This is a genomic window from Larkinella fluvii, assembly GCF_051857545.1.
GTDB lineage: Bacteria > Bacteroidota > Bacteroidia > Cytophagales > Spirosomataceae > Larkinella.
In genome coordinates this window covers 62,118-87,196 of record NZ_JBPZHB010000015.1, presented here as the reverse complement: position 1 = coordinate 87,196, position 25,079 = coordinate 62,118, and the positions used below count along the sequence as shown (strand labels likewise).

Here is a 25,079-nt window from a genome sequence, read left to right as displayed (position 1 = left end):
TTCTATGCCATAATCGTTAAGCAGATTTGATAAAAAATGTAGGCAAATTTTTAGAAAAACTAAAGCGCTTATGCCAGAAGTCGTTCCACGGCTTCGGCCACATTTTCCGCGCCAAATCCCTGCATGTTTGCATCCATGTGCTTCACAATCTGGTCGTTTCCCAGATTGCCAAGGCTGCCTTCGTGCGTGTGGTGCAGTTCGCGTGACGCTTTATAAGTCCCTTCTTCCACTTCGGTTTTGACCATCAGATACGCTTCCCGAAACGGAACGCCTTCCAGCACCAGCGCGTTGACCCGCTCGACGCTGAACATCAGATCGTATTTCGGATCGTCCATCAAATTGGGTTTCACCTGAATGTTTTCGAGCATGAAATCCGTGATTTCCAGACAATCCAGGATTTCTTCAAAAGCCGGCATCAGGATTTCCTTCAAAATCTGCATGTCGCGGTGGTAGCCCGACGGTAGGTTGCTCATCACCAGCGTCACCTCCATCGGCAGGGCTTTCAGGCGGTTGGTTTTGGCGCGGAGGAGTTCGGCCACGTCGGGGTTCTTCTTGTGCGGCATAATGCTCGAACCGGTCGTCAGGGCGTCGGGCAGCGTTAAGAAACCGAAGTTCTGGCTGTTATAGAGGCAAATGTCCATCGCCATCCGCGAGAGCGTAGCGGCCACGGCAGCCAAGGCCGTCAGGGCGGTTTGTTCGGTTTTTCCGCGACTCATCTGCGCATACACGACGTTGACGTGCATGCCTTCAAAGCCCAGCAATTCAGTGGTTAACGTGCGGTTGAGCGGAAACGAGGAGCCGTAGCCCGCACCAGAACCGAGCGGATTTCGGTTGGCAAACCGGTAGGCGGCTTGGAGCAGCAATATATCATCGGCCAGGGCTTCGGCGTAGGCACCAAACCACAGTCCGAACGACGACGGCATGGCAATCTGCAAGTGCGTGTAACCCGGCAGCAAATCGGCCTTGTGTTGCTCCGAACGGGCAATCAGCCGGTCGAACACCTGCCGAACGGCTTCGGTCACTTTCCAGAGCCGGTCGCGGGTAAACAGTTTGAGGTCGACCAGCACCTGGTCGTTGCGCGACCGTCCGCTGTGAATTTTCTTGCCCACATCGCCCAGTTTGCGGGTCAGCATCAGTTCCACCTGCGAGTGAACATCTTCCACACCGTCCTCAATCACAAACTCGCCAGCTTCTATTTGGCGATGTATATATTTTAACTCTTCACTCAATACTCTTAACTCATCACTCGACAAAAGGCCGATGGTTTCGAGCATGGTGGCATGAGAGAGGTTGCCGAGAACGTCGAAAGGAGCGAGGTACAGATCCATCTCGCGGTCGCGTCCAACCGTAAACCGTTCGATTTTTTCAGATGCTGCGTTGGAATGAGGGTCGGTCGTTGCTTTTTGCCAGAGTTTCAAGCGCGTAAGGAGTCAGTTGGAAAGCCGCAAAATTAAGCGGTTCTTCCCGGACTATTTAGTAAATTTGTTAAAAGAGCGGTTTTCTTCACCTGAGCGGCTATCCACCAGAATACGAAGGCCGAGGCCAGGCAAAATCCCATCACCACCACCCAAAGCGTCGGAAAACCCGCCCAGGCGACAATCTGCGACCCGAAAGCGGGTGCCGTAATCTGGGCGACGGCATAGGCCATCGAATACAACGCCAGGTATTGCCCACGGTTTTGCGGATTGGCCCGTTCCACCGTAAACGCCTGCATGAACGGCATCGCCAGCATTTCCCCAAAGGTGTTGATAAAAACCGCAACAATGGCTAAAACCGGCCACAAGCCGGTATTGAGAAGCAGGTATGACAAGCCGACCAGCAACGCGCCAAACCCAATGATGCCGACTTTCAGGTGGGCATACCGCTTTTCTACCGCATAAACCAGCGCCATTTCGATGAAGACGATCATCAGGCCGTTCATTGTCATCAGCAGCCCGATCTGGCTTTCTTTCAGGTGCAGCACCTGTTTGAAATAGAGCGGAATCATGCCGAACAACTGCCAGAAGCCGATCGCAAAAAGAATCGTAGCCCCGACAAAAATCAGAAACAACCGGTCACGGTAGGCTGATCGGATGCCTGCTGCAGGTGCGTCGGTTTTGTCAACCGTTGGACCAGGCCGGACGGGAACGGGCAGGTACGCCCGCAGCACGATCGCGGCCACGATGCAGGTGAGGCCATCGACCCAGAACAGAAGCCGGTAGTCGATTCCGGCCAGATAGCCGCCCAAACCGCCCCCGAGCGACCAGCCTAGGTTGATCGCCAGCCGGTTGAGCGAATAGGCGCGGGTGCGGTTTTCGGGAACGCTGTAATAGGCCACTGCCGACGAAACCGCCGGACGAAAGGCATCCCCCAGCAGCGTGTAGATGAAAACCACCCCACACATGGTGTAGAAATCCTGCGCGAATTGCAGGAAAATCAGGAAGAAGCCCGAAACCAGAAGACTCAGAAACTGAACCGGATAGAAACCGAACTGGTCGGAGAGCCGCCCGCCCAGGAACGTCCCGACCAGCGCCCCCGCCCCGTAAACGGCCATCACCAGGCCCGCTTCCGTCACGCTGTAATGGAGGTGTTGCGTCAGATACAGCGTCAGATACGGCAGCACCATGGTGCCGCTGCGGTTGATGAGCATCACGCCCCCCAACAGCCACACGGGCGCGGGCAAACCCCGGTACGCATCCCGATACAGACGTAAACTGCGGCCAATCATAGCCGCAAAGGTCACCGGTTAGCGGGGAATAAAAAAGAAGGATTTCGGGTATGGACGCAGTTTGCCGTTATTTCTTCTCTAGTTCCTGCAAGCGGATGTTGCGCCAGCGGACTTCCATGGGCCGTTGCACTTTGGTACCGTGAACCTGGAGGGCAATAAACCCTTTCGTCGCCAGCGTATCGGTGTAGTCGGTGGTTTTGACGCCATTCAGATAGATCTTGACGGTTTTGCCAATGGCTTCGATCCGGTATTTGTTCCAGTCGAATTTTTTGAAAGCCTGCCGACCTTCGGGGTTGTTTTTCAGATCCACCAGCCAGCCGCGCCGGGCTTCGTCGTATAAACCGCCACTCCAGGCGCGGGCCGCCGGATCGATTTCGGCCTGGTAGCCGTGAACGCGGCCATTTTTGAAATCCGGGCGGCTTTCACTGCGAAACTGAATGCCAGAATTCATGCCCGTATCGACCTTCACTTCCAGTTCCAGAATGAAATCGTCGTAATTTTTATTCGTACAAAGGAAGGTGTTCTGGGAATTGGGTTTCGAAATTCCGACGATTTCGTCGTTCTCGATGCGGTAATCATTCTTGACCTGTTCCCCGCGAATGGTCCAGCCGGTGAAGTCTTTCCCGTTGAAGAGTTTAACCCATTTTTCTTTCTGGAAGGCGCAGAAAGTGAGGGTGAAAGAAATGGCGATGATGAGTTTTTTCATGGAAATTCAAAAGTTGTTTCGCAGAGTTTATCAGAGAAAAAAGGAGTTTATCAGAGATTTCTCCGCTTACCTCTGATTTTCTCTGATAAACTCTGCGAAACAACCCTTTCTACTCACTCCGGATTCACAAAAATCTTCGGATCGGAGATTAACTCCCGGTGTTCTTCCAGAAACTGCTTGAAAAGCCGGATTTCTTCGAGCTGTTTATCAATCGGATGCGTGAGGGAATAACTCTCGACGTACACCTCCTTAAAATCCGTGATCAGGTATTCCATCAGCCGGATGCCGCGTTTTTTCAGCGCGTGGAGATACAGATTCTGGTGGTTGAAAGTGAATCGGGGATGTTGATAGGACGCCGTGGTTTTGATATCGACGGCTTTGTATTTTCCGATCAGATCGACGTAGCCGTAAAACAGCACATCGTCGATCTCGTACTGGCAATAGACCTGGGTTTCGATGATGGGGCGGGGCAAGTGCCGGCGGAATTTTTCCAGAATGTCGGCGTTAAACCGCTCTTCGTCTTCACCCTTGATCACGGCATCTTCAAACCGGCTGCCGCGCTCCTGCGCCACCGTTGTTGGGGCCGGAACCCGGTTGATGGTATCGAGCAACTGCTGCATCGTGAAATTACCCCCGGAAAGATACCGGGAAAAGGTGTTGAGCAGCGTCGGATAAAAACGGTATTTGACCATGCCTACTGAACACGGATTCGATCCCGAATTGTTCGTTTTTCCTCAATTCTTTACCACCAGCACAACCCCCAGCACGATCAGCAGAACGCCTACCAGTCGCCAGAGCGTCAGCCCGTGTTCTTTAAACCCGAGCAGGCCGTAATGATCCAGCACAACGGCCGCCAGCAATTGACCGGCTACGCTCAGACTGAGCAGGTTTCCCGCCCCAATCCGCGGAACGGTTATGATGACGGTTGTTACATAAATCGCTCCCAGCAGTCCGCCCGTCCATTTCCACCAACTGATGCCCCGCATCGTTTCGAGAGCCGGTATGGGCGTCCGGAACGCCAGGCACATCAACGCCAGCACCACAAAACCGGAGCCAAACGAAATGAGAGCAGCCAGAACCGGATGGGCAATGCTCTGCCGCAACTGGGAGTTTACGCCCGATTGAATGCTCGTAGCCGTTCCAACCAGAAAGGCAAAAATGAAGTAGATGAAGTTCATAAAAAGAGTTATAAGTTAAGAGTTATGAGTTAAGAATGAAGAGTTGGCTGACGCCTTACTTTTCTGCTTGCGTCAGCCAACTCTTCATTCTTAACTCATAACTCTTAACTCCTTTAAGGAACGTAGGATTCCAGAACCGTCATGTTGCCGTTCGGCACCAGCGTTACCTGCGTGGTTGAAGCGGGCAGCAGCGCACATTGGCCCGTTTTCAGCGGGATGCGGTAACCATCGCCGGTTTCGACCGTCAGCGAACCGTCGACGCACACCAGGATGACGAATGAATCCAGATGCGTATAGTCATGCAACACTTCCTGATCGAATTTCAGCACATTGGTGACGAAATAGTCGCTGGTGACGGCATTGACGCTCTGATTTGGCTGGGAATCATACGGCGTTTTATACTGATCGTAATGCGTGTAATCGATGGCATCGACGGCCAGCTCCGTGTGGAGTTCGCGTTTCTGCCCTTTGTCGTCGGTGCGGTCGAAATCGTAAATCCGGTAGGTGATGTCGGAGGTTTGCTGGATTTCGGCCAGCAGAATGCCTTTTCCGATGTAGTGAACCCGACCGGCGGGCAAAAAGAAGACATCTCCGGCACTGACCGGCTCGATGTTTAGAATGTCCATCAGGGTGTTATCCGCGACGGCTTTTACGTACTCGTCTTTGGTCACTTCCCGGTTAAAACCGGAGTTCAGCGTGGCTCCTTCGTCGGCTGCGAGGATGTACCACATCTCGGTTTTTCCAAAACTGTTGTGCCGTTTTTTGGCGAGTTCGTCGTTCGGATGGACCTGAATCGAGAGGTCGTCGTTGGCGTCGATGAATTTAACCAGCAGCGGAAATTCGTTACCAAACCGCTCGTAAACGTGTTTGCCAACCAGTTCGTCTTTGTAATGTTCCAGTAAGTCCTGCAAACTTTGGCCTTTCAGCGGTCCTTCGGCCACCACGGAGATGTTGCCCGTAACGCCGGAAATTTCCCAGGTTTCTCCGCAGTTGGGCAGGGGCGAAAAGTCTTTGCCCAGAACGGTTTTGATCTTCTGGCCGCCCCAGATTTTGTCTTTGAAAATCGTTTCAAACGTGAGTGGGTGCAACATGATTTACAGGATTTGTTCTAACATTCGGATATATAACTCAATTCCCTGTTCAATTTCCCGCAAATAAATAAATTCGTCGGCGGTGTGCGACCGCTCGGAGTGGCCGGGACCGCATTTCAGCGACGGGCAATCGAGCAGGGCCTGGTCGGAAGTGGTTGGCGAACCGTAGGTTTCGCGTTTCAGGGCCATACCGGCCTGCACAATCGGGTGATCCAGCGGAATGCTCGACGGTTTGAGTCGAATTGAACGCGGCTGAACCGTCGAGCGGATGTTCTGGCGAATCGTCTCGATGATTTCTTCCAGCGTGTACTGTTCCGTAGCGCGGACATCGACCGTAAACGTGCAGGTGTCGGGAACGACGTTGTGCTGCGAGCCCGCGTTGATGATCGTCACCGACAATTTGACCGGCCCCAGCGTCGGCGACACTTTCGGAAACGGATTACTGGTCAGCCACGCGATGTCTTTAATGGCGTAATAAATGGCGTTGTCGCCTTCGTCGCGGGCAGCATGGCCAGATTTGCCTTTGGCCGTGCAGTCCAGCACCAGCAGCCCTTTTTCAGCAATGGCGAGGTGCATTTGCGTGGGTTCGCCCACAATGGCAAAATCGATGGGCGGCAATTCGGGCAGAATCATCTCCAGCCCTTCACGACCGGATATTTCCTCTTCGGCCGTGGCCGCCATCACGATGTTATAGGCCAGGTCTTTTTTGTCGTAAAAATGGCAAAAGGTGGCGATGAGCGACACCAGACAGCCCCCGGCGTCGTTGCTGCCCAAACCGTAGAGTTTGCCTTCGCGTTCGATGGGCTGAAAGGGATCGAGGGTCCACGACGCATTCGGTTTGACGGTATCGTGGTGTGAATTGAGCAACAACGTGGGTTTGGCGGGATCGAAAAACCGGTTGTGGGTCCAGACGTTGTTTTTGGTCCGCTTGTAAGGAATGCTGCGCTGGCGGAAAAACTGCTCGATGAGAGCCGCCGTACGGTCTTCCTCCCGGCTAAGCGAAGGGGTTGCAATGAGCCGCTTCAAGAGGTCGATGGCGGCTTCCGTTTGCGTCTCCAGCGAATAGGCCGTGAGTGGTTTCGTTTTTGTGCCTACAGACCGGTCTTTGGGGGCGTTATTCTTCATAATATTTAATTCTCAAATCTCGCAGGAACTTCTTGATGATGTCAACGTGGACGCACTGGCCAACGTTCAGAAACGGGTAATTGGACACGCGGGTCTGGCGGCCGTTGACAATCACATCCCGGTCTTCGATGTCGAAACCGAGGTGGAGGTGGCGCGTCGAGCTTTGCATGCCATAAATAATCCCGCTGGTATCGAAAAGCGGGCCACCGCTTTGTCCCCGCAAACCGGGTGTGCTCATCTCAACGCCGACGATTTCGCCGTTTTCGGCCCGCAGCCGGGTCACGATGCCGTCGATGGGAAAACGCGGGGTGTTGCTGCGTCCATCGGCAGTCCATTCGATGTCGTCGAGATCCGGGTTGAAGCGGTAGTTGGTGAATTCGGGGAAGGGATACCCCAGGCGGCACAGGCTCCGGCCCTGCTTGATTTTGCTGCTATCGCGCAGAAAAACCGCACAGGCGTTGTACTTAATCTGGCTGTATCCTTTAAACTGAATAACGGCCAGATCCTGCGTGGGGTGGAGGTGGTAGGTGATTTCCGAAAACTGATCGACCGAGTTAACAAACTGGTTCTTGATCCGGATGATGCTTTCCCGGCGCAGGTTGTATTTATTTTCCAGGTCTTCCTGCCGCCGGGTCTGGTTTTTGTCCCGCGGAATGGAACGGCGCTCGCCCTGAAACTGGATGTAATTTTGGTGGATCGTATCCGAACTAATCAGCTGTTCGGCCACATGCTTGCAGGTGACGGCGCAGGCCTGCTCATTGACGAAAAACATGGTCGAACAGGCCGGAATCACTTCGCTGCTGCCATACCGCCGGACAATCGATAAAATAGGACGTACAAAAGGGTCGACCCGCTCAATGGCTTCAACAAACATAAATTGGGAGGTAAAACGGTCGCGCAAGTTAGCAAATCCGCTGATTTTACGGTTCTGATTTTTTATCGAGCAGATTCAGGAATCCTTCGAACTTATCCCGGTAGGAAGCACCCAGCGGAATCTTGGCCGTACCCACAAAGATTGTCCGATAATTATAGCTGTTGATTTTGGATAAATTCAATAAGTAGGATTTGTGAATCCGGAGAAATTTATGCCGGGGAAGCAGATTTTCCAGATTGGAAATTATTTCATTCACCACCACCACTTTTTGGTTGATAACCACCTTGCAGTACGTGCCAAAAGCCTGTATGTACTCAATGGCGTCGTAATCGAAGCGCTGCATGGCGTGGCCCACTTTTAAAAAAATGAAACGATCTTCGGTCAGGCTGTTTTGAGCCAGTTGAACCCCCAGGGCGCGGTTAACGGCCCGGATAAACCGGTTGAATGAAAAGGGTTTGAGCAGGTAATCGGCTACATCGAGATCATAGCTTTCAACGGCGAAATCGGGGTTGGCAGTGGTAACAATCACCGTTAAGGGTTTGGAAAACGAGCGTAACAAATCCAGTCCTGTTTGGTCTGGAAGGCTGATATCCAGCAAGATAAGGTCAAAATGCTGCTGCTGTAGCAGACTTGTTGCATCCCGTACGGTTCCGCTGACCTGAGGAGGCATAAAAAAGGGGAGTCGTGCCAGGTACTCCTGCAGGATGGCTACCGCCGAATCGGAGTCGTCTACAATCAGACATTGACGATATTTCATGGAACTGAGCTATGGTGAGTAGAGGACTGGTGTTACTGAGTGACGAAAAGATAGTAAATATAAGTAAACAAGTTTTTTGAGCAAACAACCTATTGGATATTAACAGAGATGTTACACTCATTGTACTTAGAGGAATATTCATGCCCTAAAAAGTCCTATTCGACCACTATTTAGTGACGTAGATACTCAATAGATGGGTCAAAAAGCCTTTACAGCAAGTTGATAAGCCCAAATATAAGTATTTATACTCTACAAGATTCGGTTTGTAACGTTAATCTATACGTTCATGGTGTTATCCCCGCCACAAAGCCCGGCTGGCGGGGTAATTGTATTTAACAATCATGTAAAATCAGTAACATCACTGTTGATTTTAGACTCAAAAATCAACGCCATTTCCGGAGTTGCCGGTTTGGGAAGACCTGTTTCTGTCGGACCTAAACGTAACAGTTCATTATTGAATATTAATTTCTCTGTCTTATGAAACGTGTATTGAAAGACGAAGAACTCATCGGTTCGTATCTGAACACCCGCCGGGCGGATTGTTTGGAGACTTTGTACAAACGCTATGTACATAAAGTGTATGGTAGTTGTCTGACATTTACCCGCGATCCGGTCAAGGCGGAAGATTATACGCACGACATTTTTCTTCAGGTTTTCATCAAGATCGATCAGTTTCAGGGGCGTTCCGCTTTTTCGACCTGGCTGTTTTCCATTTCACAAAATTATTGCCGTCAAAAAAGCCGGGTGGCAAACCGCATGGTGGTGGTGGCCATGGACGAAGTCGATATCGACAACATCCCCGATTCGGAAGGCAGTGATACGGCCCATGCCATGCTGAGCCAAATGGCGGTGGTGATGGAAAAAATTTCGCCGGACCGTATGGCGTTGCTACACCTCAAATACGTGGATAACGTTGACGTAACCGAAATTGCCCGGCAGTACAATATTAACCACAGCGCCGTCAAAATGCGGTTGAAACGAACGCGTGAACAGGTAGTCGATGCGTACCAAAAGCAATTTATGATGGACTGATTGGGGAGCTACCGGGCGGTTTTAAGGCAAGGCTTGTTCAAACCGCTTGTATACCGCCTGATACCGCCGGTGACGTTCGGCATCCGGCTCGAATGTCTGGCCGAAACCGACATGGCGGGTGGCTTCGGCCAGCGACGAAACCCGCCCGGTGGCCTTCATCGTCAGCAGGATAGCGCCAATGGCACCACTTTCGTTGCTCTCGTTGAGCCGAACCGGAACGCCAAAAATATCGGCCATCATCTGCACCCAGAACGCGGACTGGGCAAAACCGCCGTTGGCGTGAATCACTCGTGTGGGCCCGGTGTGCCGCGACAAAATGCGCTCGATGCGGAGCAAGTTGAACAACACGCCTTCCAGCGCGGCCCGCACAAAGTGCGCCCGTCCGTGGTGCCAGTCGACATTCAGGTAGGAGCCCCGCACGCCCGCGTCCCAAAGCGGAGCGCGCTCACCCTGCAAATAAGGCAAAAACAGCAGATCGTCGGAACCTGCTTCCACGGTGGCCGCTTCGGCCAGAACGTCGGTGGTTTCGGATTGTGTCAGCTTTTCGGAGACCCATTGCAGGACATTCGCCCCGTTATTGGTTGGGCCGCCGACCACGTAGTAATTTTTATCCGTCGGATCGCTGACATTCAGGATATAACTGAACAAGCGTCCTTTTTCATCGCGCAGTGGCCGTTGAACCGTCCGGCGGATGGCTCCACTCGTGCCAATGGTGATGGTAGTGATCCCGGATTCAATGGCTCCGGCTCCCAGATTTGCCAGACATCCGTCCGACGCCCCGATGTATAGGGCCGCTTCTGCTAGCCCGTCGGTAACGGAGCCGGGTAGCGCGGAGTTCGTGAGCTTGCCAGCGTAGGTGGTAGGCACCGGTTCCGACAACTGCTCGATCCGGATCCCGGCAAATTCGAGCGCGGGCGCATACCATTCTTTCCGATGGCTGTCGAATAAACCGGTAGCGGTGGCAATCGAATAATCAATCTGGTACGTCCCCGTCAGCTTATACCAGATGTATTCCTTGATCGAAATCCAGCCCGTGGCCCGGCGCAGCAGCCGCAGATTGTGTTCGCGAAACCAGGCCAGTTTGCAGAGCGGAATCATCGGGTGCAGGGGCGTGCCGGTTCGCTCATAAATGTCTTTGCCGAGAGCGGCCTGGTCTTGCCGAAGGGAAGCTGCCTGTTTTTCGGCCCGGTTATCAGACCACAAAATGGCGTTGGTGAGCGGTTTTCCGGCGTCGTCGACCCCCATGCTGCTGTGCATGGCCGAACTGAATCCAACGGCTTCGATGCGTCCGTTCTGTTGCTTCACTTCCCGGCAAACCTCGTCCAGCACATCGACCAGGTTCGTCCAGACTTCCTCCGGGTTCTGTTCCGCATAACCGGGTTGGGGGTGGAGCGTTGTCAGGGGGGCGGAAGCGTGGGCAACAATATCGCCGGTTTCCGGCTGAAAAGCGAGGGCCTTAACGTTAGTCGTGCCGATGTCGACGCCGAGAATGCAATTCATCATAGAAGTAAAGGGCGGCTAATGCGGTGCAAAGAAATGGGAAAAAGTAATAGCGATTTCGGAAAAGGTCAAACGACAGTCGGCCACCAGTTGAAAAACAGGCGGTTTTGTGATAAGTTTGTTCTGTTTTTTATCATACGATGTCTTTCAATAGATCAATTTCGTTTTTCGTCTTTTTGTTTTTTGTTTTTTGGGTAGTGGCGTGTAATCAAAGCCCTAAGTCGACCACGCCAACCGAACCGTCAGGCTTAAGCGGAGAGGAACTGGCCCGGCAGTATTGCGCAGGTTGCCACGCGTTTCCGTCGCCGGAATTGCTGGAAAAAGACATCTGGAAGCGGAAAGTGTTGCCGCAAATGGCGCTTCGGATGGGCTTTTCGGCCGATTCCCTCTCGCCGTTTCGGCAGTTGAGCGACCCGGACGAAATTCAGCGGGTGCTACAATCGACAGCCTTTGCCAACGCGCCGATGGTGCATCCCGACGATTGGCAGAAAATCACCGACTATTACGTAAAAAACGCGCCGGAAAAACCGTTGCCACAAGCCCCCCGCCCCGCGATTTCATACGATTTGCCGCTTTTCAAAATCCGCAAACCTGCCCAGCCCGTCGACAACCTGGTGACCTTACTGGCCTATCAGCCGGCGAGTCAGCGGATCGCGGTGGGGAGTCGGCGCGGAAGGCTGTATTTTCTGGATAATGGCCTGCAAAAGGTCGATTCGGTGGTGACGTTTTCGCCCCCTTCCAGCCTGCGGACCCGTCCTGACGGTAGCCTCGATGTGCTGGCGATGGGAACGATGGACCCCAACGACCTCCTGAATGGCGAACTGCTGCACATCGACCGAAATCCGGCGATGCAAAAGATTGATCGGACTGTCTTGTTGAAACGGCTGCAACGCCCAGTCGATGCCACGTATGCCGATCTGAACGGCGACGGAAAAGAAGATATTCTCGTGAGTCAGTTCGGGTTTTATACCGGACAACTGACCTGGTTTGAAAATACCGGGTCGACCTACACTGAACACGTTCTGGAACCGGTGCCGGGCGCAATCCGAACCGTGGTGACCGACATGAACGGCGATGGCAAGGCGGACATTGTCGTTTTACTGTCGCAAAGCGACGAGCAGGTTGCGATTTTCAACAACGAAGGCGGGGGGCGGTTCTGGAAGAAAACTGTGCTGCGTTTTCCGCCGGTATTCGGGTCCAGTTATTTGGATGTGGTTGATTTTGATAAGGATGGCGACATGGATCTGTTGTATACCAACGGCGATAATGCGGATTATTCCAACACGCTGAAGCGGTATCACGGCGTCCGGCTGTTCCGCAACGACGGCAATTTTAAATTCCGGCAGGTCTGGTTTTATCCCCTGCACGGGGCCACGAAAGCCCTCGCCCGCGACTTCGACGGTGACGGTGATCTGGATGTTGCCGCCATTGCGTTCTTCCCAGATGTGTCGCGCAAACGGCTGGAGAACTTTGTGTTTCTGGAAAACCGGGGGAATAACCGGTTTCGGCCGAAATCATTTCCCGATGCGGATCAGGGCGCGTGGCTGACGATGGATGCCGCCGACGTCGATCAAGACGGCGACGAAGACCTTCTGCTGGGGTCGTTTGCCTTCCGGGTGACGCCCACGCCGAAGACGTTGCTAGACCGCTGGCGGCAGTCGAAAGCCGGGGTGATTCTGCTGGAAAATCAGTCGAAAGCGAAGCAACAGATCGACTGATTGCCTTCAAAAAGCCATCCAGCCGATCTGTTTTGATGTCGGTTAACTCACCACGTAACGGCTTTCAGTCGCACGCCCTGCGGATTTTCAGCATCCGAGAGTTTGAGGGCGGTTTTGCCACTTTCGACCTGGTAATTCATGGTTTCCTGCTTCAATTCTTCCTTTCTTGCATCGCGGTTGATGTTGCTCTTGGGCGCACAGCCGTAAAAGCCCCGGTAATTGCCGCTGGTGGGCGTAATCACAAACGAACGGTTTGCTTCGTTAACCTTGACGGTTCCTTTGAAAAATGTGTAGGCTTCCGTCCGGCAATTGTAGCTCGTGGTGGAGTTGATGACGTACTCTTCGTAGGTGCCATTGGCGTGAAATTCGAACACCAGGGCCTGCTCATAGGCGTTGCCGGTGTATTTGCCATTATAATCCCAGAAATTGGTCGGCGAAAACGTTCCATACGACCATTTGCCGACGAGCTCCGCCGGTATTTTTCCGGTTGCCGGGGGCGGATTACCGGAATTCGGATTTTGGCCGCTTCCGTCGCCGGATGAATGATCGGTCGGATCAACGGATTCATTGCCACCTTTTTTACAGGCAACCGAAAGGAGTACCAGCGCCAGCAGCGCGAGAAAACGCATTTTCATGGTTCAGTCGTTTTTGTTGTTTGGTACAAAACAAGGCAAGCGCGTGGCAGTATTCAAAAACCGGGTGACTCAAAAGGCGGAACCAGTGATTGAATTGCTGAAAAAGGGAACTGAATTGTACGTTGGCTGAGACGATGCTGGTCGAGACCGGGGGGGCGACGCCGTTGCAATCGACGGGCGGTCCTGTTACAATCCGCCTGTCTAAACGGTTCGCCAATGCCGTTAGGCATGATCATTTTGTAGAAGACGGGAATGAGGGGCCAGGTGCCAGTTCCGTAGGAACGACTTATTTAGTTATTGCATCCAATAGGCTGAATAGGTCTTTCCTACGGAACTCGTCTTCTTTTTGTCCGGGCATCTGCTACAAAAAGGTCATGCCTACGGCATTCGTGAGCCGTTCAAACAACTGATTCCTATTCAAGGTTTAAAGGCATTGGCGGACAGGTTAGACAACGGATCCCCCTTTTCGGCAAGAAGGTCAGATCCAAATGAAGCGAAAGAACTGTTTACCGATCCGTTTTTAGTTCAGAAGTTAACCTGCTTGCACGGTAATCCGGTACGGGCTGGTATTGTTGATTATCCGGAGGAATACCGCTATAGTTCTGCCCGGAATTATGTGGGGAAGCAAGGGTTGCTGGAGGTGATTGTGATTTGAAAACTATTTGTGGTGAAGGAGCGCTGATTGCAACGGCGCCGGCCGCCCGGTCTCGACCCGCAGTCAAAAAAAAGTCAACTTTTTTCAAAAACCACTAAGGGTAAAATAGTGCAATAAAGTCTTTAATTCGTTTTAGAGATCTTGCGCTAATGGCTACCTTTACCCTGTTGAACCCTTCGATATCGCCCGAAAACCGCCCTACGCCTTCTATCGCCGGAGAAAAGCCGGTGACCACGGTGTATGATTCCGAGCTTTTTTTGCGGAAAGCCTTTGAACAGGAGCCGCGGAAAGGGTTTGAACTGCTGTTCCGGCAATATTATACCCCGCTCTGTAGCCATGCCGTTCGGTTCGTCTATTCCCGGCAACTGGCGGAAGACCTGGTGAGTGAGGTTTTCTACCAGTTCTACCGCACGGAAGCGTACCAGAAAGTGCACTCGTCTTTCATCAGCTACCTGTTCACGGCGGTTCGGAATGAAGCCTATACGCACCTGCGCAAGGAGTTTAGCAAAACGGACTCTATCGATGCTACTACCGAAAACCACCTGACGGGCCAGCAGCCGCAGCCCGATTCGGAAGTCCATTTCAACAACCTGTTTCTGGCCGTCAACGACGCCATCAGCCAGTTGCCCGCGCAGTGTCGGCGGGTGTTTCTGCTGAGCCGGTTCGAGAATAAAAAGTACGAAGAGATTGCCACCGAATTGCAGATTTCCCCACGAACCGTCGAGGTGCATATCTCCAAAGCCCTCAAACACCTGCGCCAGACCCTGCGGGAAGAATGGGCGGTGCTCGTCTGCCTCATCAATCTATTTTTCTGCTGAACTAAGGGGAAAAGTAGCTTTTCAAGTCTCTCGTTCAAATGCCACAAACATGAATCATTCGGTATCGAAACATACCCTGTTTACCTATCTGGCCGGACAGGCAACCCCGATCGAGCGTCAAACCGTGGAGGAATGGCTGAAAAATCCGGCCAATACCCCGACGTTCCACGAATGGCTGCTCGAATGGGAGATGCGCTCCCTGCAATTTGTGCCGGATCAGGAAGCGGCTTTTGAAAAAATGGTTCAGCGGCTGGATCAGACCGAAAAGCCGGAAGCCGACGAAGAACCGATGCCCGTTCGCAAACCGCTGTTCTTTTGGGGCGGCTGGAAACCGTATCTGGTGGCAGCAACGGTTTTGCTGGCGCTGCTCATTCCACTACGGAATAAACTGTTTTATCAGACACATTATACGACCTACGGGGAAACGAAAACCCTCCGGCTGGAAGACGGAACCGGCGTGGTGCTGAAATCCAATTCATCCTTGCAGGTGCCCCGGTTTGGCTTTTACACGAACATCCGGGAGGTACTTTTGACGGGCGAGGGCCGGTTTTCGGTGACGCACAAGCCTAACCACCAGCGGTTTGTGGTCAAAACGTCCGACCAGTTTCAGATTGAAGTGCTGGGGACCGAATTCACGGTTTATGCCCGGAAACAAAGCACCAACGTGGCGCTGGGCCGGGGTAAAATCCGGGTTGATTACAGCCGGGGAGCCGACAAACACCACCTGACGATGAAACCGGGCGATCTGCTGACACTCAGCCAGCAGGGCAATCTGCATCTGCGCCAGCTTCCGACGGTTCCACCGGCTGAAGCCCGGAGCAAAACCGGCCTGACCTTCAAGGAAACGTCCGTGTGGGAAGTTTGCTATCTGCTCCGCGAAAAATTTGGCCTGAAAGTGGAAATCGTTGACGACTCACTGGCGCAACGAACCATTTCCGGGAATTACCACGCCGACAATGCCGACGAACTGCTTGATGTTCTGATCGAAACCCTTGAAATCAAGACCGAGAAAACCGGCACCGGCCTCCTGTTAAAAAACAACTGATTATCCCTATTCCTTCTTATTTCAGATCAAATGAAGAAAACTGTACACCACCTGGGTCTGTTAGCAGTGCTATTGATCGGCTATCCGGTTACCGGTTTTTGCCAGACGCTGGCGTCTGCCCAACACCTGCAACGCTCCGCCGGACGAAGCGCGCAAGTGCAACTCAAGAACGTTTTGCTCGATTTGCAGCGCCATTACCGCGTTGAAATTGTGTTTGAAGACCGGATCATGGCCGGGAAAAACGGGCCTTCCGAACCGGTCAACCTGAACGTTTCTGTCGAGAAAAACCTGCACAATTTGCTCAAAAATACGGGTTTGCGGGTGAAAAAAATCCGGAAAGACACGTTTGTGATTACCGAAGAGCGGAAAACGAAAAACGATTTGTCGAACCGGACCCCGGAAACGCAGTCGGAAGCTTCAATGCCCGCTACTACGCCGGTTGACGAGCGCACCGATGGCAATGCGACCGAACCCGTTGCCAACCACCAGCCCGTTGTGGCCGACCTCAGCATCAGTGGCACGGTTATCGACGAATCCGGGGCGGGATTGCCGGGCGTTAGCGTCGTGTTGAAAGGCACGACCCGCGGTACGACCACCGACAGCAAAGGGTTCTACCAGGTGAATGTTCCCGATGAAAAGGCGGTGTTGGTCTTTAGCTTTGTCGGCTACATCTCTCAGGAAGTGACCGTCGGAAACCGCTCCACGGTGGGCGTTAAACTGGAAAATGATACGAAGTCGCTCTCGGAAGTAGTCGTGGTGGGCTATGGCACGCAGAAAAAAGTGAACCTGACGGGGGCCGTATCGTCCATCTCGAACGAGGAGCTGGTGCGACGCCCCGTGGGCCAAACCTCAGCCGCTTTGCAGGGCATGATGCCGGGCGTAACGGTGACGCAACGCTCCGGCCGACCGGGTGCCGACGGCGGTTCCATCCGGATTCGCGGGGTTGGAACGTTGGGAAATTCGGACCCGCTCGTGCTCATCGACGGCATTGAAGGGTCGATGAACAGCATCGATCCCAACCTGATCGAGACGGTTTCGGTTTTGAAAGATGCGGCTTCGTCCTCCATTTACGGGTCGCGGGCGGCCAACGGCGTGATTCTGATCACCACCAAACGGGCCAAAGGAAACCGGATTTCGGTCAACTACAACAACTACATCGGCTGGCAAACACCAACGAACTTGCCCAAAATGGCCAACGCCATCGACCACATGCTGCTCACCAACGAAGCGTATGTGAACGTTGGCCGTTCCCCGCTGTACTCCGATGATTTAATCCAGAAATACCGTACGGAAGGCGCTTCCAACCGCGATTTGTATCCCGATACGGACTGGCAGAAAGAAGTGTTAACGGGTTCCGGTCTGCAACAGAGCCACTTTGTGAGCATCAACGGTGGGAGTGATAAAATCCGCTTTCTGACGTCGGTAGGCTACTTTGACCAGAAAGGCGTCATCGAGAATTCGACGTTCAGACGCTACACACTCCGGAACAACGCTGATATTCAGCTTTCTAAAAAATTCAGCGCGCGGGTCGATCTCCAACTTGTGGCAGCCACGACCCTCGAACCGGGCAGGGGTTCCGAGGAAGTATTCCATTGGATGAACCGGATTCCGGCCAATCAGATCGGCATCAATTCCAACGGAACCTGGGGCGACGGCTGGAACGGCGACAACCCGATTGCGATGTCGCGCGACGGAGGAACCCGGAAGAACAACAGCCCCTACGCTTTTCTGAATGCGGCCCTGGTGTACAAACCCACCTCGTATTTGACGGCGGAAATCGCGTATGCCCCGAAATATGCCCTGTCGATCGATAAAAACTTCAACAAAGCCATTCAGGCGTATAAACCCAATGGTGCGCTGAGCTTTCTGGCACCGGCCCGAAGCACGCTGACAGAAGGAGAAAACCGATCGCTCTATACGACCCTGCGCGGAACGTTGACGTTCGACAAAGCGTACGGTGATCACGGATTGAAAGTATTAGCCGGTTTTTCCCGGGAAGATTTTCGCAATGACAACATCTCCGCTTACCGGGAGGGTTTTCTGCTGCCCGATTATCAGGTGCTGAACGCCGGAGCCTCGGACATCCAGCGGGCTTCGGGAGGAGCGTCGGAATGGGCGTTGCAATCCGCTTTCGGACGGGTTAACTACGATTACAAACAGAAGTATCTGCTGGAGGCCAATGCTCGCTACGACGGATCTTCCCGGTTTGCGACGGGGCGTAAATACGGTTTTTTTCCTTCGGTATCGGGCGGCTGGCGGATTTCACAGGAACCGTTCATGCTGCCGGTTTCCAACGTGGTCAATGAACTGAAACTAAGGGCTTCGTGGGGGCAACTGGGTAACCAACTTATTGGCAACTATCCGTTTATGTCGTCGCTGCAATTCGGCCCTTATACGTTCAATAAACAGATTGTCAACGTCGTAGCGCTCAATACGCTGGCGAACGCGGATATTTCCTGGGAAACGACCGAAATGACGGATATTGGTCTGGACATGACGCTGTTTTCCAACCTGTCGATCACCGCTGATTATTTTTCGAAACGTACCAAAGATATTCTGTTGGAACTGGATATTCCGGCCATCATCGGCTTAGGAAAGCCTTCACAAAATGCCGGTGTGGTGGAAAACAAAGGCTGGGAACTTGGCATAAATTACAAAGGAGCCGTCCGGAATTTTCGCTACGATGTCGGATTCAATATATCGGATGTTAAAAACAAGGTGATCGACATGCGGGGTGTCAACCTGACGGGTTTGACTGCCAACCGGGAAGGTTATCCCATCAATTCCCTCTTCGGTCTGGAGTCGGAAGGGTTTTTCCAGACGGCCGACGAAGTGGCCGCCCATGCCCAGCAATTTGGGGTGATCAAACCGGGGGATATCAAATACAAGGACCAGAACGGCGACGGGCTCATCAACAACGACGATAACGTGGTTTTTGGAAATACCATTCCCCGCTTCACCTACGGCAGCACGCTCAACGCGTATTACAAAGGGTTTAGCTTAAATATTGTTCTTCAGGGCGTTGGCAAAGCCGACGGCTACCTGAATGAGCAGGGCATCATGCCGTTCTTTCTGGGTGGAACCGTGCAGGAGCAACACAAAGACCACTGGACGCCGGAAACGCCCAATGCCACTTTCCCCCGGCTGGCGTTCAGCGAAGCCAACAACGAAAAGAACTCCAGCTTCTGGATGCGGAATGCCGCTTATATGCGTCTGAAAAATATTCAGATTGGCTACACGCTACCGACGAATCTGACCCAGCGCGCGGGCATCAACAACGTGCGGGTTTTTGCCAACGGCCAGAATCTGCTGACCTGGGACAAGTTCTGGGACGGCTACGATGTCGAATCGCCGGTTGGTTCGGGCCGAAGCTACCCGCAGGTCAAAATGGTCAGCTTCGGACTTGATGTCAGCTTCTGAAAACTTTGCCCCCAACCCCCTAAAGGGGACTTTGCTCTGCCAGTTTTAAAAGTCCCCTTTAGGGGGTTGGGGGCAAAAACACTTGTTACCAATGTTTTAACGAACCTCACTCGAATGAAAAAGATACACTACTGGTTTTTGTCCGTCTGCCTGATCCTGAGTACCACCTCCTGCGAGGATTACCTGGAACGCTTTCCGCTGGAAGGCCCCGCCGACCAATCGTATTTTGCTAACGCCAGCGAACTGGAGCTGGCCGTCAACGGCTGTTACAAAGGCATGAATTTTCACCCCAGCGATGGGATGCCGACCCAGCTTTTGCTGGATGTTTGCACCGATATCAACTGGGACCGGAACAACAGTGCTATGCAGCAAATCGGCAAAGGAAGCCACGACAGCAACAACGGTTTTGTGCGTTCGGTCTGGAATGAGTCCTACAAGATCATTGGCCGCTGTAATTTTATCCTGGACAACATGAACAAGCTGGACGGCAAAATGGATGCGACGCTGTATGCCCGCTACCAGGCCGAAGCCCGTTTCATCCGCGCTTACCAATACGGTTATCTGATCGAATTGTTTGGTGGCGTTCCGCTGGTGACCAAAACGCTGGGGCTGGCCGATGCACAGGTTCCGAAAGGCACCAAAGACGAGTGCGCCACCTTCGTGATGAATGAACTGGACGAAGCGGCCAAGGCGTTGCCAACCAGTTATGACGCCCGAAATACCGGTCGGGCCACCCGGCAGGCGGCTCTGGCTACCAAAGCCCGGACAGCCTTATACAACGAGAAATGGGACGTTGCGGCCACCGCTGCCAAAGCTGTCATGGATTTGAATATCAACAAACTGCATCCAAATTTTGGAGAGTTGTTTTCGTATAAAGGCCAGAATTCCAGTGAAATTATGTTCTCGTTGCAATACCTGAAAGGAACGTTGACACACAGCACCCCGCAGAATTTTCTGTCGCGCAACGCGCAGGGCGCTTCCAACAAGGTGCCGGGGCAAATGCTGGTGGATTCCTACGAATGTACGGACGGTTTGTCGATCGATAAGTCGCCCTTGTATAACCCGAAAGATCCGTTTAAAAACCGCGACCCGCGCCTGGACTTCACGGTGGCCGTGCCGGGTTCCAACTACTTCAACTTCAAGTTTGAAACCCACAAGGACAGCGTCAAAACGATCAATTATGCCACAGGTGCAAGGGTTGACAACCAGGACGCCATTCACGCCTTTGCGACGTACACCGGCTACTGCTGGCGGAAATACACTGACCTGACGGACAAAGACGACCGGAGCAATTCGGAACTCAACATCATCCTGATCCGCTACGCCGAAGTGTTACTGATTTACGCGGAAGCTAAAATTGAAGCTAACCAGATCGACCAATCGGTTTACGACGCCATTAACGCCGTGCGGCAGCGGGTCAACATGCCGGCCATCAAAACGGGCAAAACGCAGGCCGAACTTCGCTCGATTATTCGCAAGGAACGGAAGTATGAATTGGCCAATGAAGGCTTTCGTTTGTTTGACATCCGTCGCTGGAAAATCGCTGAAAAGCTGATGAACGGGAATTTCCTGGGCCGCATTCCGAAAGGGTTGCTGGCGACAGCCCCAGCGATCGACGCCAACGGAACGCCGGATTACAGCAACGTGCCTAACAAAGCCGACATGCGGGTGGTCGAACTCCGGATTTTTAATCCGAATCGCGATTACCTGTGGCCGATTCCGTACATCGAAACCGTTACGAATAAAGTGCTGACTCAAAACGCTGGTTATTAAATAATAAAACGGATGTCTGATCATCTCTAAATTCCTGTTAGAGCAGCTTAAAGGAGATTTAGGAGTAATAAACCTACCTGAAACTAAAACTAATGCCTGCAACCCGACGTCACTTTCTGAAAGTATCCGGCCTGAGCGGTTTAGCCCTCACCGCCGGACTCCCCGAACTTTACGCCAGCACAAACGCTGCGCTGGCGGAGACTGAGTATGATCTGATCATTGTTGGGGCCACGCCCGGCGGAATCATGGCCGCCGTTTCGGCTTCCCGGATGGGCAAAAAATCATTGATTCTGGAGCGGACGGCCTACATTGGCGGTTTGCCCGCCAACGGACTTGGTGCCACCGACATCGCCACCCGCGGAGCCACGGGCGGGTTATTCCTGGAGTTTGTGCAGCGCATCAAGGCCTATTACGTCGAAAAATACGGCGCGGATTCGCAGCAGGCCACCGACTGTGCCAATGGCTACCATTTCGAGCCGTCGGTAGCCGCCAAAATCTTCGATGGCTTTTTGAAAGACAGCCCGAATGCGACGGTGTTGACCCTGCGGCAGTTCGATTTTGAACCGGAAAATCTGACGATTGAGAAAAACCGGATTCGGGGCATTCGCGTCATCAACCGAACGACGAAAAAAACGGAAACCTATCAGGGGCGGTTTTTTATCGACGCGACTTACGAAGGTGATTTGATTGCGGCTGCCGGAGTACCCTTTTTTCTGGGCCGGGAAGGCAAATCGGAATACAACGAAGTGGGAGCCGGTCGGGTGTATAAATACTGGGCCGGACCGGAAGGCGAAGGCTCGACGTTTCAGGGCGACAACGCCGTGCAGTCGTACAATTACCGTTTGTGCGTGACCAACGATCCGAAAATCCGGGTCAAAATCCAGAAACCGGCGCGTTATAACCGCGAAGAATATGCCTCGCTGATCAATGACGTCAAAACCGGCACGTATACCGGCGTCGCCATGACGAAACTGACGGATGCCCAGAAGGCTGAAATTCAGCGCAAGACAAAAGCGGGCGTGTCGCCGGACGTTCCCGGTATGCCGAAAGGCATCGCCTGGCTGACGAATATGGTCAAACTGCCGAACGGGAAAAATGACGGGAATAACCAGCACCACGCCTTTATTTCCACCGATTTGCCGGAAGAAAACTGGCCGTATCCGACCTCGGGCTGGGAGTGGCGCGACCGCTTTGCCCAACGGCTGCGGGAATATACCGAAGGACTTTTTTACTTCGCCCAGAACGACCCCGAACTGCCCGAGTGGTTTCGGAAGGAGTGCGCAGAATGGGGCTGGGCCAAAGACGAATACACCGACAACGGAAATTTTCCCCGGCAGTTGTATGTTCGGGAAGGCCGCCGGATGAAGGGGAAATACATCTTCAAAGCCCAGGATGCACAGCCGGTCAAACCGGGCGGACGACCTCCGCTCCACGCCGACAGCATCACGGCCAGCCACTACGCCCTCGACTCGCACGCGGTTCGGAAACGGGAAGCGGGCAAAATTCACCTGGACGGTTTTATCAGTTATCCGTCGGCGGTCTATACGGTTCCGTTCCGGGTCATTGTGCCGGATTCGCCTTTGGAAAACCTGCTGGCGCCGGTTCCGGCTTCGGCTACGCACATCGGTTTTTCGACGCTCCGGATGGAACCGTGCTGGATGGCCCTCGGGCAAGCCGCCGGAACCGCTGCGGCCCTGTGCGTCCAGAAATCGCAGTCGGTGCATGACCTGTCGGTGCCGGACTTGCAGAAATCGCTGCTTCAGCAAAAGGCCATTCTGGTGTATGAGAAGGGACTTTCAACATCCGACCCGAATTTCGAAGCCAATCAGTTGGGGGCCTTGCAGGGAAAATGAGTTTTAAAAAGAGTTGTATCGCGGAGTTTAGCAGAGGAAAAGGAGTTGAGCAGAGTTTTTTGTAAGTTCTCCGCTTAACTCTCTTTTACTCCGCTCAACTCCGCGAAATAATAATCCAAAAAACATGCGATACATACTACTTTGCCTCAATCTACTTCTCATCACCTCCGCCATTGCCCAGCAACAGGTGGATGTCTGCGTCTACGGCGGCACATCCGGGGGCGTCATTGCGGCTTACACGGCCCGGAAACTGGGAAAAACCGTGTTGCTGATCGAACCCGGCAAGCACCTCGGCGGCATGACCTCCGGTGGCTTGGGCCTCACCGACATTGGCAATAAATACGCCATCACGGGCATCTCCCGCGATTATTACCGGCGCATCGGACAACACTATGGCAAATTCGAGCAGTGGATTTTTGAACCGCACGTGGCCGAAAATCTTTTCAACGACTACGTCAAGCGCGGTCAGGTCGATGTGCTGTTGTCGCACCGGCTTTCGAGCGTGAAAAAGACGAACGGAACCATTCAGGAAATCGTTTTGGAAGACTCAGGAAAACCGGCTGCCAAACGCACCGTTCGGGCCAAAATGTTCATCGACTGCTCGTATGAGGGCGATTTGATGGCGAAAGCCGGGGTTTCGTACACCGTTGGGCGGGAGGATAATTCAAAGTACAACGAAACCATCAGTGGAGTGCAACTCATGAAAGGACACCAGCTTCCCGATGGCATCGACCCGTTCAAAACCCCCGGCAAACCGGAATCCGGCTTGCTCTGGGGCGTTAGTCCGGCGAAACTGGAACCGGATGGAACCGGCGACAATAAAGTCCAGGCGTATAATTACCGCATTTGCCTGTCGTCCGATCCAGCCAATCAGGTGCCCATTACACGCCCGGTGGGCTACGATTCCACCCGGTTTGACCTGCTCGCCCGGCTAATTGAGGCCCAGCCGCAGAAGCGCACGCTCAACGACTATTTCATCTGGAGCGGAATGCCCAACAAGAAAACCGACATCAACAACCGGAACGGTTTTTCGACGGATATGATTGGCATGAATTACGAGTATCCGGACGGAAGCTACGAGAAACGGGCGCAGATTATTCGCGATCACGAGCTGTATACCAAGGGATTACTGTATTTCTTCGGCCACGATTCACGGGTTCCGCAGGAACTTCAACAGCAGATGCTGAAATGGGGGTATCCCAAAGATGAGTATACCGACACCGGCAACTGGTCACCGCAACTCTACGTCCGGGAAGCGCGTCGGATGGTCGGTGCCTACGTGATGACGCAGGCCAATTGCCAGGGAAAAGAGGTCGTGACCGATGGCGTTGGCATGGCGGCTTACACGATGGATTCGCATAACATTCAGCGGATTGTGATCGAAAAAGACGGCAAGAAAATGGCGAAGAACGAGGGTAACGTCGAGGTGGGTGGTTTTGGGCCGTACCCGATTGCGTACCGCGCCCTCATTCCGAAAGAAACCGAGTGCCGGAATCTGCTGGTGCCGGTTTGCCTGTCGGCGTCGCACATTGCCTACGGGTCGATTCGGATGGAGCCGGTTTTTATGGTGCTGGGCCAATCGACCGCGCTGGCGGCTTCGATGGCGATTGATGCGAAAACAAGTGTACAGAAAGTGGATGTCGCTAAATTGCAGCAGGAACTGAAAATGAATCCGTTATCGGATAAAAGTACACCCGAAATCCTGGTCGATAATGACGACCAGGCGTCGACAACGGCAACCGGCCCCTGGCGGTTGGAAAGCAAGAGCAAGGGCGGTTATGGCCCTTCGTATCTGATCCACGAAGGACAGGGCACCGAAGCTGCGTCGGTACGGTTTACGCCGAACATTGTCAAAGCGGGCAAATACCGGATCTATACCTATTTTCCGCGCCTGGCCAAAAGTGCTTCCGAGTTGGGGGTAACGGTTTCGGACGGAAAAAGCCAGAAGTCTATTCCGATCAAACCCGCTGATATTGTGGTGGTTGGGCAAACGTCCGGCGAGTGGGTGTCGCTTGGGGAATACGACCTGCCGAAAGGGAAAACGGCCTCGGTTGAAATTGCGGTCAAGCAAACCGACGGTCCGGTGGTGGCCGATGCGGTTTTGTTCGTACCGGCGTTTTAACATCCGTGGGTACGTTTAATTTCAATTTGGTGGCTGGTTGACAGTAGAGGAAAGCCTGATCGGAGCTTTA

General features: G+C 53.2%; 20 protein-coding genes. 9 read left to right on the top strand and 11 right to left on the bottom strand.

What is annotated here, in order from left to right:
• Positions 1-68 precede the first annotated feature (68 nt).
• The 9 genes from argH to ACS5NO_RS30065 form a co-directional block, all read right to left on the bottom strand.
• Positions 69-1,418 (bottom strand): argininosuccinate lyase, encoded by a 1,350-nt coding sequence (gene argH, locus ACS5NO_RS30105; protein WP_439418561.1) that lies wholly within the window; start codon positions 1,416-1,418, stop codon positions 69-71.
• Between the two features lie 32 nt (positions 1,419-1,450).
• Positions 1,451-2,707 (bottom strand): MFS transporter, encoded by a 1,257-nt coding sequence (locus ACS5NO_RS30100; RefSeq protein ID WP_439418560.1) that lies wholly within the window; start codon positions 2,705-2,707, stop codon positions 1,451-1,453.
• Positions 2,708-2,774: 67 nt separating this feature from the next.
• Entirely contained in the window at positions 2,775-3,413 is a 639-nt protein-coding gene (locus ACS5NO_RS30095; RefSeq protein WP_439418559.1) for a 3-keto-disaccharide hydrolase, read from the bottom strand.
• A gap of 113 nt (positions 3,414-3,526) precedes the next feature.
• On the bottom strand, positions 3,527-4,105 hold the full coding sequence (locus tag ACS5NO_RS30090) for a PD-(D/E)XK nuclease family protein (protein ID WP_439418558.1): 579 nt from the start codon (positions 4,103-4,105) through the stop codon (positions 3,527-3,529).
• Positions 4,106-4,147: 42 nt separating this feature from the next.
• On the bottom strand, positions 4,148-4,591 hold the full coding sequence (locus ACS5NO_RS30085) for a DMT family transporter (RefSeq protein WP_150878913.1): 444 nt from the start codon (positions 4,589-4,591) through the stop codon (positions 4,148-4,150).
• A 113-nt stretch (positions 4,592-4,704) separates the two neighbouring features.
• The gene (locus ACS5NO_RS30080) at positions 4,705-5,682 is read right to left on the bottom strand and encodes a type I phosphomannose isomerase catalytic subunit (protein WP_439418557.1); all 978 of its coding nucleotides are present in this window, start codon (positions 5,680-5,682) and stop codon (positions 4,705-4,707) included.
• Positions 5,683-5,685: 3 nt separating this feature from the next.
• A complete protein-coding gene (locus ACS5NO_RS30075; RefSeq protein WP_439418556.1) occupies positions 5,686-6,807 on the bottom strand; it encodes a M20 family metallo-hydrolase in 1,122 nt (373 codons plus the stop codon).
• Complete coding sequence (locus tag ACS5NO_RS30070; protein WP_150878907.1) at positions 6,797-7,681, bottom strand: trypsin-like peptidase domain-containing protein; 885 nt, start codon at positions 7,679-7,681, stop codon at positions 6,797-6,799. The genes ACS5NO_RS30075 and ACS5NO_RS30070 overlap by 11 nt, the downstream gene beginning before the upstream one ends.
• A gap of 46 nt (positions 7,682-7,727) precedes the next feature.
• Positions 7,728-8,438, bottom strand: coding sequence for a LytR/AlgR family response regulator transcription factor (locus ACS5NO_RS30065; RefSeq protein ID WP_439418555.1), 711 nt, complete (start codon positions 8,436-8,438; stop codon positions 7,728-7,730).
• 477 nt (positions 8,439-8,915) lie between these two features.
• Here ACS5NO_RS30065 and ACS5NO_RS30060 point away from each other — a divergent pair, with 477 nt between their 5' ends.
• Positions 8,916-9,470: an RNA polymerase sigma factor gene (locus ACS5NO_RS30060; protein WP_439418554.1), complete on the top strand. Its 555-nt coding sequence runs from the start codon at positions 8,916-8,918 to the stop codon at positions 9,468-9,470.
• Between the two features lie 21 nt (positions 9,471-9,491).
• Here ACS5NO_RS30060 and ACS5NO_RS30055 read toward each other — a convergent pair whose 3' ends face one another.
• Positions 9,492-10,970: a gluconokinase gene (locus ACS5NO_RS30055; RefSeq protein ID WP_439418600.1), complete on the bottom strand. Its 1,479-nt coding sequence runs from the start codon at positions 10,968-10,970 to the stop codon at positions 9,492-9,494.
• Between the two features lie 176 nt (positions 10,971-11,146).
• Here ACS5NO_RS30055 and ACS5NO_RS30050 point away from each other — a divergent pair, with 176 nt between their 5' ends.
• Positions 11,147-12,688: an FG-GAP repeat domain-containing protein gene (locus tag ACS5NO_RS30050; RefSeq protein WP_439418553.1), complete on the top strand. Its 1,542-nt coding sequence runs from the start codon at positions 11,147-11,149 to the stop codon at positions 12,686-12,688.
• Positions 12,689-12,735: 47 nt separating this feature from the next.
• Here ACS5NO_RS30050 and ACS5NO_RS30045 read toward each other — a convergent pair whose 3' ends face one another.
• Positions 12,736-13,323, bottom strand: a complete 588-nt coding sequence (locus tag ACS5NO_RS30045) for a hypothetical protein (protein WP_439418552.1) — start codon at positions 13,321-13,323, stop codon at positions 12,736-12,738.
• 346 nt (positions 13,324-13,669) lie between these two features.
• Between ACS5NO_RS30045 and ACS5NO_RS30040 the strand changes: the two genes are divergently transcribed.
• From ACS5NO_RS30040 to ACS5NO_RS30010, 7 genes are all read left to right on the top strand, one after another.
• The gene (locus tag ACS5NO_RS30040; RefSeq protein WP_439418551.1) at positions 13,670-13,978 is read left to right on the top strand and encodes a hypothetical protein; all 309 of its coding nucleotides are present in this window, start codon (positions 13,670-13,672) and stop codon (positions 13,976-13,978) included.
• Positions 13,979-14,127: 149 nt separating this feature from the next.
• Positions 14,128-14,796, top strand: a complete 669-nt coding sequence (locus tag ACS5NO_RS30035; RefSeq protein WP_439418550.1) for an RNA polymerase sigma-70 factor — start codon at positions 14,128-14,130, stop codon at positions 14,794-14,796.
• A 49-nt stretch (positions 14,797-14,845) separates the two neighbouring features.
• Complete coding sequence (locus tag ACS5NO_RS30030) at positions 14,846-15,841, top strand: FecR family protein (RefSeq protein WP_439418549.1); 996 nt, start codon at positions 14,846-14,848, stop codon at positions 15,839-15,841.
• 30 nt (positions 15,842-15,871) lie between these two features.
• Entirely contained in the window at positions 15,872-19,261 is a 3,390-nt protein-coding gene (locus tag ACS5NO_RS30025) for a SusC/RagA family TonB-linked outer membrane protein (protein WP_150878893.1), read from the top strand.
• A 114-nt stretch (positions 19,262-19,375) separates the two neighbouring features.
• Positions 19,376-21,034, top strand: coding sequence for a RagB/SusD family nutrient uptake outer membrane protein (locus ACS5NO_RS30020; protein ID WP_114407211.1), 1,659 nt, complete (start codon positions 19,376-19,378; stop codon positions 21,032-21,034).
• A gap of 92 nt (positions 21,035-21,126) precedes the next feature.
• A complete protein-coding gene (locus ACS5NO_RS30015; RefSeq protein WP_439418548.1) occupies positions 21,127-22,887 on the top strand; it encodes an FAD-dependent oxidoreductase in 1,761 nt (586 codons plus the stop codon).
• Between the two features lie 124 nt (positions 22,888-23,011).
• A complete protein-coding gene (locus tag ACS5NO_RS30010; protein ID WP_439418547.1) occupies positions 23,012-25,009 on the top strand; it encodes an FAD-dependent oxidoreductase in 1,998 nt (665 codons plus the stop codon).
• Positions 25,010-25,079: the final 70 nt, after the last annotated feature.